The organism is Cupriavidus sp. MP-37 (assembly GCF_020618415.1).
Classification (GTDB): domain Bacteria; phylum Pseudomonadota; class Gammaproteobacteria; order Burkholderiales; family Burkholderiaceae; genus Cupriavidus.
Map to the genome: position 1 here is coordinate 975203 of NZ_CP085344.1, position 15138 is coordinate 990340.

The following is a 15138-nucleotide window of genomic DNA, read 5'->3' on the forward strand; positions in this document are numbered from 1 at the left end:
CGGTTGGCGCGCGGCCGGCGCTGGGCCGGCGGGCGCGCGTGAAGACTGGGGCAGGCGGCGTGCGAACCGGGCCCGCGCAGCGGGATGCGGGGCGCCGGCCGCTATCTAATTCGGTCGGTGGCCGAGGTGGCGAAATCGCGGCTGCCGCTGCCTTCCGCCGCCGCCGCGGCGCCTGGCGCCGTCAGGCCGAAGAAGGCGCGTGCGTCGGCGCTGTCCTTGGCGATCGCGGCGGTGAGTTCGTCCAGGGAGTCGAAGCGCGCTTCGTCGCGCAGCTTCTTCATGAACTCGACCCGCACCAGCTTGCCGTACAGGCTTTCATTGAAATCGAACAGGTGGACTTCGAGCAGCACCCGGCCGGCGTCCTCGATGGTGGGGCGCACACCGATGCTGGCCACGCCGGGCAGCGGATGCCCGGCGATGCCGTGCACCTGCACCACGAAGATGCCGCTGACCGCGGGCCGCTTGTGCGAAATGCGCAGGTTCAGCGTCGGGAAGCCGAGGTCGCGGCCCAGCTTGCGCCCGTGGATCACGTGGCCGCTGATGGCGTAGCCATGGCCGAGCAGGCGCCGAGCATGTTCCAGGTCGCCCTCGGCCAGCGCCTGGCGCACCGCCGAACTCGAGATGCGGATGCCGCCTTCGGACACCGAGCCCATCTGCTCGACATCGAAGCCGTAGCGGCGTCCGGCCTCCTGCAGATAGGCAAAATCTCCGGCGCGTTTGGCGCCGAAGCGGAAATCGTCGCCGACCAGCAGCCAGCGGGTATGCAGGCCATGCCAGAGCACGTTCTCGACGAATTCCTGCGGCGACTGGCCGGCAAAGTGGGCGTTGAAGTGTTCCACCACCACGCGGTCCACGCCGTTGCGGCGCAGGCTTTCGAGCTTGTCGCGCAGCAGCGCGATCCGGGTGGGGGCCTTGTCCGGCGTGAAGAACTCGCGCGGATGCGGCTCGAAGGTCATCACGCACAGCGGCAGGCCGCGCGCGTCCGCCGCCGCGCGCGCACGCGCGAGCAGCGACTGGTGGCCGCGATGCACACCGTCGAAATTGCCGATGGTGAGCGCGCAGGGCGCCCGGCTCTCGGCGTTGGGCAGGCCGCGGAAGACTTTCACGGGGACGGCGGGAAACGATTCGGGTAAAGCGAGCATTATAAGGCGAATGGATCGGCTTGCCGCTGCTGCGGCCCGGGCCGGTCCCCGCGCTGCGGCTTTTGTGCCGCAACCGGCCCTCCCGCCATGGCGCGATGCCGCAAAAGGCGGCATGATAGGCGCCACTTTGGCTCACTACGGTGGCTCAGTCGGTGGCTCACTGCGATGGCTCACGGGCCAGCCGCAGGCGTCGCCCCGCGGCGTGCCCGATCCTGGCCCATTCCTGATTCCCAGTTGAAAGCGCTGACCTATCGGTTTTTTTCCCGGCTCCTGCCCCGGGGCCTGCCTCAGTCGAGCGCCCAGCTCGACGTCGAAACGCGCGCCAAGCTGATGGCGATCGTGCACAAGAATGCGCCTACCGCCATCGTCGCCTCGGTGCTGCTGCCCGCGCTGACCACCATCGGCTTCTGGAACGACGTCAGCCGCGCCGCGCTGCTGGGCTGGTGCGCGGTGATGCTGCTGCTCACCACCGGCGGGCTGTGGTTCTACATCGGCTACCAGCGCGACCACGCCCTGATGAGCCGTTCCGCGCACACACGCAAGTGGTGGAACAACATGCGCGCGGTCGCTTTCCTGACTGGCGTCACCTGGGGCAGTTCGGCGCTGCTGCATTTGTATACAGGCTCGCCGGTATTCTCGAGCGTGCTGTACCTGCTGACGCTCGGGGTGCTGGCCGGCGGCGCGGTATCGCAGGCGCCGGTGCCGTCAAACCTGGTCTACGCCGGCGTGCCGATCCTGGTGCCGAACCTGCTGATGGCGGAATTTGCCTTCCCCGGCCATGGCGTCTATGTGCAGGGCCTGCTGGCGATCTACGCGCTAATGCTGTCGCGCCACGCCTTCAACCTGCAGGTCACGCTGGTGCGCGCGATCCAGCTGGAGGGCGACAGCCGGCGCCTGGCCAAGCAGTTCCAGGACGAAAAGGAGCGCGCGCTGCATGCCAGCGAAGAGAAATCGCGCTTCCTGGCCGCGGCCAGCCATGACCTGCGCCAGCCGGTGCATGCGCTGGTGATGCTGGTCGAGGCGCTGCGCGCGCGCAACCAGTCGAGCGCGCTGCATCCGCTGGTGGAGCAGGTGGCGGCGGGCACCCAGACCATCGACCTGCTGTTCCGCTCGCTGCTGGACCTGTCCAAGCTCGAAGGGCGCAAGGTGCTGCCGACGCTGGAACCGTGCGAGCTGGGCGCGCTGATCCGCGACGTGATGAGCCAGTTTGCCGCCGATGCGCGCGAAAGCGGGCTGACCCTGACCCCGCGCGTACCGGATGAGCTGTACGCGATGGCCGAACCGGTGCTGCTGCGCCGGGCACTGTTCAACCTGGTGCAGAACGCGCTGCGATATACCCAGCGCGGCGGCGTGCTGGTGACCGCGCGCCAGCGCCGCAAGAACGTGCGGCTGGAGGTGTGGGACACCGGCGCCGGGGTCACGCCCGAGCATCTGCCGGACATCTTCTCGCCGTACTACCAGGTCCATAACCCGCAGCGCGATCCGTCGCAGGGGCTGGGCCTGGGGCTGGCGATCTTCAAGGAATGCGTGCGGCTGATGCGGGGCACCTATGGCGTGCGCTCGGTGCCGGGCAAGGGCTCGGTGTTCTGGTTCGCGCTGGCGCCGGTGCCGGCCGAGACCGTCGCCAGCGTGCGCGAGATGCGCGCCATGGCGCAGGCCGAGGAGGCCAAGCCCGACCGGCTGCAGGGCACGGTGCTGGTGGTCGACGACGACAGCCAGATCCGCAAGGCCTGGATTGCGCTGATGGAGGCCTGGGGCATCCGCGTGGCCTGCGCCGCGCATGGTGCCGAGGCCGACAAGCTGTTTGCCCAGGGCCTGCGCCCGGACATCATCTTCTGCGACCTGCGCCTGCCCGGCAGCGAGAACGGCCTGGACCTGCTCGAGCGCTGGCAGAACACGCAGCCGCAGGCGCGCAGCGCATTGCTGACGGGGGATTTGAAATCCGCCGCGCTGGCCGCGGCGGAAGAGGCGGGATATTTCGTGCTGCCCAAGCCGGTGGATCCGGCCTCGCTGCGGATGCTGCTGCGGCGCTGGCTGCGGCCCGCCTAGGGCGAGCGGCGGGCGCTCCAGGCTGGCTGGGTAGGAAAAGGGCTCGCCTTACTGGCGCAGCCGGAACCGTTCCATGCGTGACATCACCTGCATGCGGGTGCGCACGCCCAGGCGCTGCAGGATGGCGGACACGTGTTCCTTGACGGTGTTTTCGGTCAGCCCCAGCCGCCGCGCGATCACCTTGTTGGGCAGGCCTTCCAGCACCAGCGCCAGCACCGAACCCTGGCGCGGCGTCAGGCCCAGTTCCGCGGGCGTGACCGGGATGCCGTGGGCCGGGCCGAACGATTGCGCGCGCCCGTTGAGGGCTTCATCGGTGGGGAAGGCGGTGTCGCCGGCCAGCACCTTGCGCACCGCGGCGGTGAAGGCATTGGCATCCAGGTGCTTGCCGACGAAGCCGCACGCCGACAGCGCGCGGGCGCGGCCGACGATTTCAGGCGTGGCCTCGGCCGACATGAAGATAAAGCGCGCACCCGGGATGACGGTCTTGAACGTCTGCATGGCATCGAAGCCGGTACCGTCGTTCAGCCAGATATCGAGCAGCACGATATCGGGGCGCAAGCCCTGCTGCAGGCTGGCCAGGGCCTCGCGGGCGCTGCCGGCGGCATGGACTGCCACATCCGGCATGACTTCGGCCAGAAAGGCGGTGGTCCCTGACAAGGCCATAGGATGATCATCGACCACCAACAACGTCGGTGCAGCGTTCGACATGCGAATTCCCGTTCAAATATCCCGTTTCGTCCTTGTTGTCACCTCTCCGGAGGACCTGTGTCATGCACAGGAATGGCGCGTGGACGTAGGGCCCACTCTATCAGAGGGGGCGAAGCGTCACAATCCGTCAATCGGGTGATAGGGCTTCGCTACCACAAGCGAGCGAATTGCCGCCTGTCCGGATTACGTGAATTAAGCACGTACTGGTTTGGCTTTACCGGAGTTTAGCGCCCGCCTTGGTAGAATTGCGCGATGAAAAAAATTGTTATCTTGATTTCCGGGCGAGGCTCCAATATGGAAGCCATCGTCCGTGCCTGCGCGAGCGGCGGCTGGCCCGCCCGCGTGGCGGCGGTGCTGTCGAACCGGCCGGACGCCGCGGGCTTGCAGTTTGCGCGCCAGCAAGGCATCGAAACCGGCGTGGTGGACCATCGCCAGCACCCCGACCGCGCCGCCTTCGACGCCGCGCTGGCCGAGGCCATCGACGCCCATGCGCCCGACCTGGTGGTGCTGGCGGGTTTCATGCGTATACTCACGCCCGGCTTTGTCGACCGCTACGCGGGGCGGCTGCTGAATATCCATCCGTCGCTGCTGCCATGCTTCCCCGGCCTGAATACCCACCAGCAGGCGCTGGATGCCGGTGTCAAGCTGCATGGCGCCACCGTGCATTTCGTGACACCGGAGCTGGATCATGGCCCGATCGTGATCCAGGCCGCGCTCGACGTGCTGCCGGCGGACACGCCCGCGACCCTGGCCGAGCGCCTGCTTGCGTGCGAGCACGTGATTTACCCCCGCGCCGTGCAGTGGTTCGTCGAGGACCGGCTGCAGCTCCACAACGGCGTTGTCAACGTTATCAACCCGGCCGAACCGCAATTGCTGATGGCCATCTCCGCCGCGACCCCGGCGGCAGGAGTCCAGGCATGAGCCGTACCCAGGCAGGCAACCGTTCCCCGCGCGGCGAGGGCCGCGCCCCCGCGCGCAGCAAGGGCAAGAGCAGCCCGATCCGCAAGTCGCCCCATGCCAGCGGTGCCAACGGCGCACCCACGCGCACGCATGGCGGCCTGCATGCCACCCACATCCAGCATATCGATCGCCTGCTGGGCAAGGTCATGCTGTTCGCGCGTCCCGCCGATGCGGTGGTCAGCTATTACTTCCGCGAGAACGCCAAGCTGGGCCACCGCGAGCGCGGCATCATTGCCGAAGCGATCTACGCGGTGCTGCGCCGGCGCGTCGAGTTTGCCCAGTTTGCCGAGAGCGGCACCGGCGCGGCCTCGCGCCGCCTGGCGCTGCTGGGGCTGGCGGCAACGCTGGGCCGCGATGCGCTGTCGCCGTTCCTGTATCCCGACGAAGCCGAGTGGCTGGACCGCCTGACCACCATCGAGCGCTCCAGCCTGGCGCCGCGCGTGCGCGCCAACCTGCCCGAGTGGCTGTACGACGAACTGGTGCGCCAGCATGGCGAAGCCTTTGCGGCGGCCCTGGGCGACGCCTGGCTGCGCCCGGCGCCGCTGGACCTGCGCGTCAACCTGGGCAAGACCAGCCGCGAGGCCGCGCTGGCCGAGCTGCAGGCCGCCGGCCTCGGCGCCGAGCCCACGCCGATGGCGCCGGCCGGCATCCGCATGACCGGCAAGCCGGCGCTGAACCAGCTGCCGATCTTCGTCAATGGCCTGGTCGAGGTGCAGGACGAAGGCAGCCAGCTGCTGTGCAGCCTGGTTGCGCCGCGGCGCGGCGAGATGGTGGTCGACTTCTGCGCCGGCGCGGGCGGCAAGACCCTGGCGCTGGGCGCGGCGATGCGCTCGACCGGCCGGCTCTACGCCTTCGACGTATCGGAAAAACGCCTGGCCAACCTGAAGCCGCGGCTGGCGCGCAGCGGCCTGTCGAACGTCCATCCGGTGCTGATCGACTCGGAACGCGACGCCAAGATCAAGCGCCTGGCCGGCAAGGCCGACCGCGTGCTGGTGGACGCGCCGTGCAGTGGCCTGGGCACGCTGCGCCGCAATCCCGACCTGAAGTGGCGGCAATCGCCGGAGTCGGTGCTGGAACTGACCGCCAAGCAGACTGCGATCCTCGATTCCGCGGCGCGCCTGGTCAAAGGCGGCGGCCGCGTGGTCTACGCCACCTGCAGCGTGCTGGAAGCCGAAAACGAGCAGATCGTGCGCGACTTCCTTGCGGCGCACCCCAACTTCCGCCTGGTGCCGGCCGCCGAAGTGCTGGCCGAGCAGAAGATCGAAGTGCCGGGCCTGCCGGACAACGGCATGTTCGCCTTGTACCCGCACCTGCACCAGACCGATGGCTTCTTTGCCGCGGTGCTGGAGCGCACCAGCTGATCGCGGTTCCCAGCCGCGCCGCCCGCCGCGCGCGCGGGCGGCCCACACTGACTCTGCACCATGAACGGTGAAACCCTGTCCGACCTCGGCGGCCTGAAGGACCTGAAAGCCTCGCATTCGATGTTCGGCAAGATGCTGGACGACCTGATCCGCGATGCCGGCGGCCCCGGCTTTTTCTGGCAATGGCTGGTGCTGGCCGGCTGCCTGCTGGTGGCCTGGCCGCTGGCACGCCTGGTGGTGCGGCGGCTGGAGGCACGCTACGAAGATTCGAGCTTCTCGGTGCGCTTTGCCGCCGCCAGCCTCGAGCGCGCGATGTTTCCGCTCGCCGGCTGGGCGCTGGTGCTGGTGGCCCGCTTCGCGCTCGCGCCGCTGATCCCGGTCAGCGTGCTGCGGCTGGCGTTGGTGCCGCTGTTCGGCATCACCGCGCTGAACTTCACCTTCTACGTGCTGCGCCGCGTGATGTCCGGCAGCGGCCAGTTGCACGGCATGCTGCTGCTGGTGGAAAAGGTGCTGACCACGCTGGTGTGGATCGGCATGGCCCTGTACGTGCTGGGCGTGCTCGGCGACGTGGTGGGCTGGATGGAGAGCGTGCGCTTCTCCATCGGCGGCAAGCAGAAGATCAGCGTGGCCGAGACCCTGATGGCGGTGGTCTGGATCCTGCTGACGGTGCTGGTGGCGCTGTGGTTCGGCTCGTGGCTGGAAGAGCGGCTGATGCGTTCGGCCAACCTCGACGGCAACCTGAAGGTGGTGCTGACGCGGATTTCCAAGGCCTTGCTGCTGCTGGTGTCGCTGCTGCTGAGCCTGTCGCTGGTGGGCATCGACCTGACCGTGCTGTCGGTCTTCGGCGGCGCACTCGGCGTGGGCCTGGGGCTGGGTCTGCAGAAGATCGCCAGCAATTACATCTCGGGCTTCATTATCCTGCTGGACCGCTCGGTCAAGCTCGGCGACCAGATCACGGTGGACAAGTACACCGGCATCGTGTCGCAGATCCGTACCCGCTACACCGTGGTGCGCAACGGCGACGGCGAGACGCTGGTGCCGAACGAGCAGCTGGTGGCGCAGTCGGTGCAGAACCATTCGTTCTCGAATACCAACGTGCGCGTGGCGACACGCGTGCAGGTCGACTACAGCGCCGATCCCGAGACCGTGATCGCGCTGCTGACCGAATGCGTGCGCCAACTGCCGCGCGTGCTGCCGGATCCGGAGCCGGCGGCGTTCCTGGTGCTGTTCGCCGACAGCGGCATCGAGTACGAAGTCGCGGTGTTCGTGGCCGATCCGCAAAACGGCAAGCTGGGGGTGCAGTCGGCAATGAACCGCGCCATCTGGCGCACCTTGCGCGAGCACGGCATCTCCATCCCATACCCGCAACGCGAGCTGCGGGTGATGCATGAGACGCTGCCTGGCCCCGGCGCACCGAAGGCGAACCCGTTGGCCGAGGCTGCCAACGCCTCCTGAGAGTGGCCGGCGAGGCATAGCGCCGGGCGAGCGACGGATCCGGCACGCAAGGAACGAAAACCGTTGCGCCCCGTCCAAATCCGGGAAATAGCGTATGCTTGCGCCCTTGGCGATCCGGTAGAATGCCGGGTTGTCGCGGGTTGAGACATCCCGCTCCCACATCAGACAGCCGCCAGATTGCAGCGGCTCGTACCTGGCTCGCATGCATGAGCCGCTGCCACGGCCGGCGCCGGATGCGCCTGCCCTGGGGGAGCCCGGAGCGACTTCGGGTCCCGTGGCAAGCGCCAGACAGCTATCGCAATCAACAGATTCGCAGCTATTTTTTCTGCGCGTTGTGTGTACCGGCCCAGCCGGCTTGCACGGGAAAATCCCTGTTTAACCGACGGAGAACAGTTTGTTCGACACTATTCTTGACTGGGCCGCCAACGGCCTTGCCAACTGGACCTGGTGGGAGATCGTCATCTACACGCTGGTGATGACGCATATCACGATCGCCGGCGTCACCATCTTCCTGCACCGCTGCATGGCGCACCGGTCGCTGGATCTGCACCCCATCGCGCAACACTTCTTCCGCTTCTGGCTGTGGCTGACCACCGGCATGGTCACGCGCGAGTGGACCGCCATCCACCGCAAGCACCACGCCAAGTGCGAGACCGAAGACGATCCGCACAGCCCGCAGACGCGCGGCATCCGCAAGGTGCTGTTGGAAGGCGCCGAGCTGTACCGTGCCGAGGCCAAGAACAAGGAAACCATCGCCAAGTTCAGCCACGGCTGCCCCAATGACTGGATCGAGCGCAACCTGTACTCGCGCTTCACCTGGCAGGGCGTCGGCCTGATGCTGATCATCGACCTGGCGCTGTTCGGCGTGATCGGCATGACCGTGTGGGCGGTGCAGATGCTGTGGATCCCGATCCACGCCGCCGGCATCATCAACGGCCTGGGCCACTGGTGGGGCTACCGCAACTACGATTGCGAGGACGCCTCGACCAACGTGTCGCCGTGGGGCCTGATCATCGGCGGCGAAGAGCTGCACAACAACCACCACACCTACCCGACCTCGGCCAAGTTCTCGATCAAGTGGTATGAGTTCGACGTGGGTTGGGGCTATATCCGCGCGATGCAGGCGGTCGGCCTGGCCAAGGTCAAGAAGACCCCGCCCAAGGCGCGCCTGGTGGAAGCCCGTCCGGTCGACCACAACACGCTGGAAGCCATCATCGCCAACCGCTACGACGTGATGGCGCGCTACGCCAAGGCCGTCAAGGGCGCGTTCCGCCAGGAGCTGGAAAAGCTCAAGGAAGGCCGCGTGGCCGAGTACCGCAGCTTCAAGCCCGCCAGCAAGTGGTTCCACCGCGAGGAAACCAAGCTGGCCGCGCAGCAGCGCGAGCAGCTGGCGAGCATCGTCGAGCAGAACAAGGCGCTGCAGACCTTCGTCGAAATGCGCCGTGAACTGGCCGCCATCTGGGGCCGTTCCAACCTGACGCGCGAGCAGCTGCTGCAGCAGCTGCAGGCCTGGTGCCACCGTGCCGAGGCCAGCGGTATCCAGGCGCTGCACGATTTCTCGCTGCGCCTGCGCCGCTACGCCTGATACAATTCGGCCGCGCCGTATGGTTTGACAAAGCCCCGCCCATGGCGGGGCTTTTGTTTTAGATAAACTCCCCCATGTTCTGGCCGGCCGCACCCTGTTGGCGGAGGTCTAGAGGAGTACCCGGAGATGACCCCACAATCGATCAAGACCGTCGAGTTCGAGAAGCCGAACCTGGCGGGTGCCCAAAACGCCGCTGGCGCCAGCTGTGTGGCCCATGCCTGGGCCAAGGTGCCGCCGGTGCTGTCGCCCGATGAGCGGCAGTCGCTGAAGGCGCGTATCCGCCGCTTGCTGAAGGAGCGCAATGCGGTGCTGGTGGCGCACTACTATGTCGACGCCGACCTGCAGGACCTCGCCGAGGAAACCGGCGGCTGTGTCTCCGACTCCCTCGAAATGGCCCGCTTCGGCCGCGACCACGAGGCCAAAACCCTGGTGGTGGCCGGCGTGCGCTTCATGGGCGAGACCGCCAAGATCCTCAGCCCCGAAAAGACCGTGCTGATGCCGGACCTGGACGCGACCTGCTCGCTCGACCTGGGCTGCCCGGCCGACGAGTTCGCTGCCTTCTGCGACGCGCACCCGGATCGCACCGTGGTGGTCTATGCCAACACCAGCGCCGCGGTGAAGGCGCGCGCGGACTGGATGGTGACCTCCAGCATCGGCCTGAAGATCGTCGAGCACCTGCACGCGCAGGGCAAGAAAATCCTGTGGGCACCCGACAAGCACCTGGGCAGCTATATCCAGAAGCAGACCGGCGCCGACATGCTGCTGTGGCAGGGCTCGTGCCTGGTGCACGACGAGTTCAAGGGCATCGAGCTGGACCTGCTGCGCCGCGAATTCCCCAACGCCAAGATCCTGGTGCATCCGGAATCGCCGGAGAACGTGGTGGCGCAGGCCGATGTGGTCGGCTCTACCTCGCAGCTGATCGAGGCCGCGCAGAAGCTGGACGCGACCGAATTCATCGTTGCCACCGACAACGGCATCCTGCACAAGATGCGCATGGCCGCGCCCGGCAAGCATTTCATCGAAGCGCCGACCGCCGGCAACAGCGCGACGTGCAAGAGCTGCGCGCACTGCCCGTGGATGGCGATGAATGCGCTGACCAACCTGGCCGAGGTGCTGGAGACCGGCCGCAACGAGATCCATGTCGATCCGGTGATCGGCCGCCAGGCGGTAACCTGCATCAACCGCATGCTGGATTTCGCTGCCGCGCAGAAGCGCAATGTGCGCCCCTCGGCCGACCTGGCCAAGGAGCAGGCGCTGTTCCAGGGGATCGGCCCGGCATGAGCGTGAATCCGATTTTCGATAGCTACGGCCCGGCGCTGCAGGCAGCGCTGCAGGCCAACGTGCAGGCCGCGCTCGCCGAGGATGTCGGCAGCGGCGACCTGACCGGCCTGCTGGTGCCTGCGGACAAGGCCGCGCACGCGCGCGTGATCGTGCGCGAGTCGGCGGTGCTGTGCGGCCAGCCGTGGTTCGACGCGTGCATGCGCGCGGTCGACCCGGCCCTGGCGGTGCGCTGGCTGCAGCAGGAAGGCGAGCGCATGGCGCCGGACGCGGTGGTCTGCGAGATCACCGGCCCGGCCCGCTCTCTGCTGACCGCCGAGCGCCCGTCGCTGAATTTCCTGCAGCTGCTGTCCGGCGTGGCCACCGTCACGCGCCGCTATGCCGACCTGATCGCCGGCACCCGTGCGCGCGTGCTCGATACCCGCAAGACGCTGCCCGGCCTGCGCCTGGCGCAGAAGTACGCGGTCCGTATCGGCGGCGGCGAGAACCAGCGCCTGGCGCTGTATGACGGCATCCTGATCAAGGAGAACCATATCGCCGCGGCCGGCAGCATCGGCGCGGCGATGCGGGTGGCGCTGGCGCTCGATACGCAGGCTTCGGTGCAGATCGAGGTCGAGTCCCTGGCCGAGCTGGAAGAAGCCCTGGCCGCGGGGGCGAAGTCGGTGCTGATCGACAACTTCACGGTGCCGATGATGCAGGACGCCGTGAAGATCAACCAGGGCAGGGCGCTGCTGGAAGTGTCGGGCGGCGTCAATGCCGAGACCATCCGCACCTTCGCCGAGACCGGCGTCGACCGGATCTCGGTGGGCGCACTGACCAAGGACGTGCGGGCGACGGATTACTCGCTGCGGATCATCGGCTGAGGGGGTGCTCCCCTCTCCCGCGTGCGGGAGAGGGAGCACACAGTCACTTGATTGTTGTGCTTCAACGCTTGCGAACCGCAGGCGGCTGCATCACCGTCGGCAGCGCCTTCGGCAACGAATCCGGATAGTCGCGGCTGAAATGCAGCCCGCGGCTTTCATGCCGCGAGTAGGCGCTGTCGACGATCAGCGAAGCCACCTCGACCAGGTTGCGCAGTTCCAGCAGATCGCGCGTGACGCGGAAGTTGGCGTAATACTCGGCAATCTCCTCGCGCAGCAGCACGATGCGGTGCTGCGCCCGCTCCAGGCGCTTGCTGGTGCGCACGATGCCGACGTAGTTCCACATCATGCGGCGCAGTTCGTCCCAGTTGTGCGACACCACGACTTCCTCATCGGCATCGGACACGCGGCTCTCGTCCCATGCCGGCAGCGTGATATTCGGCGCGCCGGCCTTGTCCTGCGAGGCAATGTCTTCAGCGGCGGCGCGGCCGATCACCATGCATTCGAGCAGCGAGTTCGAAGCCAGCCGGTTGGCGCCGTGCAGGCCGGTGCAGGCGGTCTCGCCGACGGCGTAGAGATTGCCGATGTCGGTGCGTCCCGAGGTGTCGGTGACCACGCCGCCGCAGGTGTAGTGCGCGGCCGGCACCACCGGGATCGGCTCGCGCGTGATATCGATGCCCAGTTCCAGGCAGCGCGCGTGGATGGTCGGGAAATGCTCCTTCAGGAAGGCCTCGGGCTGGTGCGTGATATCGAGATAGACGCAGTCCAGCCCGCGCTTCTTCATTTCGAAGTCGATCGCGCGCGCGACCACGTCGCGCGGTGCCAGTTCGGCGCGCGCATCGTGCTCGGGCATGAAGCGGGTGCCGTCGGGCAGCTTGAGCAGGCCGCCTTCGCCGCGCACCGCTTCGGAGATCAGGAAGGATTTGGCATACGGGTGGTACAGGCAGGTCGGGTGGAACTGGATGAATTCCATGTTCGACACCCGGCAGCCCGCGCGCCACGCCATGGCGATGCCGTCGCCGGTGGCCGTGTCGGGGTTGGTGGTGTAGAGGTAGACCTTGCCTGCACCGCCGGCGGCCAGCACGGTGTGCGTGGCGGTGAGGGTGTGCACGGCCCCGGTGCGATCGTCCAGCACGTACAGGCCGTAGCAGCGGTTGCCCGGCAGCCCCATCTTGCGCGACGTGATCAGGTCGATCGCGAAGTGGTCTTCCAGGATGGTGATGTTCGGGTGCCGGGTGGCCTGCTGCAGCAGCGTGCTGACCACCGCATGGCCGGTGGCGTCGGCGGCGTGGATGATGCGCCGGCGGCTGTGGCCGCCTTCGCGCGTCAGGTGGAAGCCCAGCTCGGCCTGCGCGTCGCGGGTGAACGGCACGCCGCGGTCGATCAGCCACTGGATGGCCTCGCGCCCATGCTCCACGATAAAGCGCGTGGCCTCTTCATCGCACAGCCCCGCACCGGCAACGAGCGTGTCCTGGGTGTGCTCGTCGTGGCTGTCGCCGGAGTCAAGCACCGCGGCGATGCCGCCTTGCGCCCAATCACTGGCGCCCTGCGTCATGGCGCGCTTGCTGAGGATGGCCACCCGGTGGGTGTCGGCCAGTTGCAATGCGACCGTAAGGCCGGCCAGGCCGCTGCCGACGATGGCGACGTCGTAATTCATGGTGCAAGGAGAGCGCCGGCAGGGCGCTTGGCAGATTGGGGGAAACGGCAAAGTCTACACCCGGCGCGCCGTCCCGTGCATCAATGCGCCGGCCCGGTGCAATCGAGCGCAACAAAAAGCGACGGGCAACAAAAAGCCCCGCTGCATGGCGGGGCTTTCTGGCGGGATACCGGATCAATTACTTGATCTTGGTTTCCTTGTAAGCGACGTGCTTGCGGGCGACGGGATCGAACTTCATGATCTCCATCTTTTCCGGCATGGTGCGCTTGTTCTTGGTGGTGGTGTAGAAGTGACCGGTACCTGCGGTCGATTCCAGCTTGATCTTGTCGCGGCCGCCCTTGCTTGCCATGATGTACTCCTAATTAGACTTCGCCGCGTGCGCGCAGGTCGGCGAGCACGGAGTCGATGCCTTTCTTGTCGATCAGGCGCAGGCCGGCGTTCGAGACGCGCAGGCTCACCCAGCGGTTTTCGGATTCAACGAAGAAACGACGATTCTGCAGGTTGGGCAGAAAACGGCGCTTGGTCTTGTTGTTTGCGTGGGAAACGTTGTTGCCGACCATCGGCGCTTTCCCGGTCACTTGACAGACGCGTGCCATGAAGCACTCCTAAATCTTCTATTCGTGGACAATGTTCGCAACAGATCAACAAAAGGCGCGCGGGCCCGGACTGCAGCGGTTGAGACTTCAGCAAAACGGGCATTATAGACCGGATTCCCCCGGCGGATCAATGCTTTCTGTGCTCCGCCGCAGCCGGGTGTTGCGCTCCGGGCATGTCGTGGCGTAGGCGTCACAGCCCGGGCAGGCGCTCGCAGGATTCCGCCAGCGAGCGGATTTCGTGTCCCGCGACGATGAAGTGGTCGAGCAGCCGTACATCGATCAGGTCGAGCGTGCGCGCGAGTTCGCGCGTCAGGTGGATGTCGCTCTGGCTGGGTTCGGTGGTGCCGCGCGGATGATTGTGGGCGACGATGATGCCGGCCGCATTATGCGCCAGCGCCTGGCGCGCCACCTCGCGCGGATACACCGAGGTCCGGGTCAGCGTGCCGCGGAACAGCTCCTCGCTGGCGAGCATGCGGTTGCCGGGATCCAGGAACAGGCACATGAAGACCTCATGCTGCAGCGGTGCCAGGGTCAGGCGCAGGTAGCCGCGTACCGACTCCGGGGAGTTGAAGCCGGCGGGCAGCCGCAGCGACTCGGCCAGCGCGCGCCGCGCCAGTTCGGGGATGGCCTGCAGCTGGGCGAATTTCGCTGCGCCCATGCCGCGCACGCCGGACAGGGCATTGCCCTCGGCCGCGAACAGGGCGGTCAGCGAGCCGAAGCGGTGCAGCAGCTCGCGTGCCAGGTCCACGGCACTTTTGCCGGCGGCGCCGACGCGCAGCAGCACGGCCAGCAGTTCGGCATCAGACAGGGCGGCAGCGCCGCTTTCCAGCAGTTTTTCGCGGGGCCGCTCGCAGGCGGGCCATTTGGCAATGGTCATGGGCATCCAGGGTAGTGGCGTCGGGAACAGGGGCCGGCGGCCCTGGGGCGGCGGGCTATGGGCCAGTCGAATACAATACGGGTTGTTCCCTGGTTGATCACCCATGAATTTGCAAACTTTCGCGTCGGAAGCCGACGGCGGCACGGCTGGCCGCAAGACTGTCCAGGCCGACTCCTTCCTGACCCTGCACTACAGCATCGCGCTCGAGAACGGCACCGAGGTCGTCAGCACCTTCGAAGAGAAGCCCGCCACGCTGCTGCTGGGCCAGGGCCAGTTCGCGCCGACGCTCGAGCAGGCGCTGCTGGGCATGCCCGAAGGCGAGCGCATGACCTACCGGCTGGCGCCGGAGCACGCCTTCGGCCCGCGCAACGCCGAACTGCTGCAGTGGGTGTCGCTGGCCACGCTGCGCGAGAACAGTTCGTTCGAAGAGGACTACAGCCCGGGTGACCTGGTCGAGTTCAACGCGCCCGGCGGCGGCAAGTACGCCGGCGTGCTCAAGGAGATCGGCGAGACCGCCGCGTTGTTCGACTTCAACCATCCGCTGGCTGGGCAGACCATCCTGTTCGACGTGCAGCTGATTGGCATCCTCTGAACCGTCGCCACGTCGAAC

The 15138-nt window shown here is 67.1% G+C and carries 14 protein-coding genes; 8 read left to right on the plus strand and 6 right to left on the minus strand.

Translation table 11 applies throughout. The annotated features are described in order from the left end of the window. Nucleotides 1–101 precede the first annotated feature (101 nt). Nucleotides 102–1106, minus strand: coding sequence for a bifunctional riboflavin kinase/FAD synthetase (locus LIN44_RS04620; protein WP_227313695.1), 1005 nt, complete (start codon nucleotides 1104–1106; stop codon nucleotides 102–104). A gap of 270 nt (nucleotides 1107–1376) precedes the next feature. On the opposite strand from LIN44_RS04620, the gene LIN44_RS04625 reads away from it, so the two are divergent. Next, nucleotides 1377–3191, plus strand: a complete 1815-nt coding sequence (locus LIN44_RS04625; protein ID WP_227313696.1) for a hybrid sensor histidine kinase/response regulator — start codon at nucleotides 1377–1379, stop codon at nucleotides 3189–3191. A 48-nt stretch (nucleotides 3192–3239) separates the two neighbouring features. Here the strand turns inward: LIN44_RS04625 and LIN44_RS04630 are convergent, their stop codons facing one another. Next, nucleotides 3240–3899, minus strand: a complete 660-nt coding sequence (locus LIN44_RS04630) for a response regulator transcription factor (protein ID WP_012353747.1) — start codon at nucleotides 3897–3899, stop codon at nucleotides 3240–3242. Between the two features lie 252 nt (nucleotides 3900–4151). Here LIN44_RS04630 and purN point away from each other — a divergent pair, with 252 nt between their 5' ends. The 6 genes from purN (at nucleotide 4152) to nadC (ending at nucleotide 11401) form a co-directional block, all read left to right on the plus strand. After that, complete coding sequence (purN, locus tag LIN44_RS04635; RefSeq protein WP_227313697.1) at nucleotides 4152–4820, plus strand: phosphoribosylglycinamide formyltransferase; 669 nt, start codon at nucleotides 4152–4154, stop codon at nucleotides 4818–4820. After that, nucleotides 4817–6220, plus strand: coding sequence for an RsmB/NOP family class I SAM-dependent RNA methyltransferase (locus tag LIN44_RS04640; protein ID WP_227313698.1), 1404 nt, complete (start codon nucleotides 4817–4819; stop codon nucleotides 6218–6220). The genes purN and LIN44_RS04640 overlap by 4 nt, the downstream gene beginning before the upstream one ends. 60 nt (nucleotides 6221–6280) lie before the next feature. Then, nucleotides 6281–7675: a mechanosensitive ion channel family protein gene (locus LIN44_RS04645; protein ID WP_227313699.1), complete on the plus strand. Its 1395-nt coding sequence runs from the start codon at nucleotides 6281–6283 to the stop codon at nucleotides 7673–7675. 394 nt (nucleotides 7676–8069) lie between these two features. Further along, entirely contained in the window at nucleotides 8070–9260 is a 1191-nt protein-coding gene (locus LIN44_RS04650) for an acyl-CoA desaturase (protein WP_116337759.1), read from the plus strand. 126 nt (nucleotides 9261–9386) lie between these two features. After that, nucleotides 9387–10541, plus strand: coding sequence for a quinolinate synthase NadA (gene nadA, locus LIN44_RS04655; RefSeq protein ID WP_227313700.1), 1155 nt, complete (start codon nucleotides 9387–9389; stop codon nucleotides 10539–10541). Further along, the gene (gene nadC / locus LIN44_RS04660; RefSeq protein WP_227313701.1) at nucleotides 10538–11401 is read left to right on the plus strand and encodes a carboxylating nicotinate-nucleotide diphosphorylase; all 864 of its coding nucleotides are present in this window, start codon (nucleotides 10538–10540) and stop codon (nucleotides 11399–11401) included. Before nadA ends, nadC begins: the two co-directional genes overlap by 4 nt. Before the next feature lie 61 nt (nucleotides 11402–11462). On the opposite strand, the gene nadB is transcribed toward nadC, so the two are convergent. From nadB to radC, 4 genes are all read right to left on the minus strand, one after another. After that, entirely contained in the window at nucleotides 11463–13055 is a 1593-nt protein-coding gene (gene nadB / locus LIN44_RS04665) for an L-aspartate oxidase (RefSeq protein ID WP_227313702.1), read from the minus strand. A gap of 178 nt (nucleotides 13056–13233) precedes the next feature. Then, the gene (gene rpmG / locus LIN44_RS04670) at nucleotides 13234–13404 is read right to left on the minus strand and encodes a 50S ribosomal protein L33 (protein ID WP_010814980.1); all 171 of its coding nucleotides are present in this window, start codon (nucleotides 13402–13404) and stop codon (nucleotides 13234–13236) included. Between the two features lie 13 nt (nucleotides 13405–13417). Continuing rightward, nucleotides 13418–13651: a 50S ribosomal protein L28 gene (rpmB, locus tag LIN44_RS04675; protein WP_006575661.1), complete on the minus strand. Its 234-nt coding sequence runs from the start codon at nucleotides 13649–13651 to the stop codon at nucleotides 13418–13420. A gap of 190 nt (nucleotides 13652–13841) precedes the next feature. Next, nucleotides 13842–14528 (minus strand): DNA repair protein RadC, encoded by a 687-nt coding sequence (radC, locus tag LIN44_RS04680; protein WP_227313703.1) that lies wholly within the window; start codon nucleotides 14526–14528, stop codon nucleotides 13842–13844. Nucleotides 14529–14631: 103 nt separating this feature from the next. On the opposite strand from radC, the gene LIN44_RS04685 reads away from it, so the two are divergent. Then, nucleotides 14632–15120 carry a peptidylprolyl isomerase gene (locus LIN44_RS04685; protein WP_227313704.1) on the plus strand — a complete coding sequence of 163 codons (489 nt, stop codon included), beginning with the start codon at nucleotides 14632–14634 and terminating at the stop codon, nucleotides 15118–15120. The last annotated feature ends 18 nt before the right edge of the window (nucleotides 15121–15138 follow it).

Coding starts and splice junctions, on each gene's coding strand:
- LIN44_RS04630 (WP_012353747.1), bottom strand. CDS start 3,899: ATGTCGAACGCTGCACCGACGTTGTTGGTGGTCGATGATCATCCTATG.
- purN (WP_227313697.1), top strand. CDS start 4,152: ATGAAAAAAATTGTTATCTTGATTTCCGGGCGAGGCTCCAATATGGAA.
- LIN44_RS04640 (WP_227313698.1), top strand. CDS start 4,817: ATGAGCCGTACCCAGGCAGGCAACCGTTCCCCGCGCGGCGAGGGCCGC.
- LIN44_RS04645 (WP_227313699.1), top strand. CDS start 6,281: ATGAACGGTGAAACCCTGTCCGACCTCGGCGGCCTGAAGGACCTGAAA.
- nadA (WP_227313700.1), top strand. CDS start 9,387: ATGACCCCACAATCGATCAAGACCGTCGAGTTCGAGAAGCCGAACCTG.
- nadC (WP_227313701.1), top strand. CDS start 10,538: ATGAGCGTGAATCCGATTTTCGATAGCTACGGCCCGGCGCTGCAGGCA.
- nadB (WP_227313702.1), bottom strand. CDS start 13,055: ATGAATTACGACGTCGCCATCGTCGGCAGCGGCCTGGCCGGCCTTACG.
- rpmG (WP_010814980.1), bottom strand. CDS start 13,404: ATGGCAAGCAAGGGCGGCCGCGACAAGATCAAGCTGGAATCGACCGCA.
- rpmB (WP_006575661.1), bottom strand. CDS start 13,651: ATGGCACGCGTCTGTCAAGTGACCGGGAAAGCGCCGATGGTCGGCAAC.
- radC (WP_227313703.1), bottom strand. CDS start 14,528: ATGACCATTGCCAAATGGCCCGCCTGCGAGCGGCCCCGCGAAAAACTG.
- LIN44_RS04685 (WP_227313704.1), top strand. CDS start 14,632: ATGAATTTGCAAACTTTCGCGTCGGAAGCCGACGGCGGCACGGCTGGC.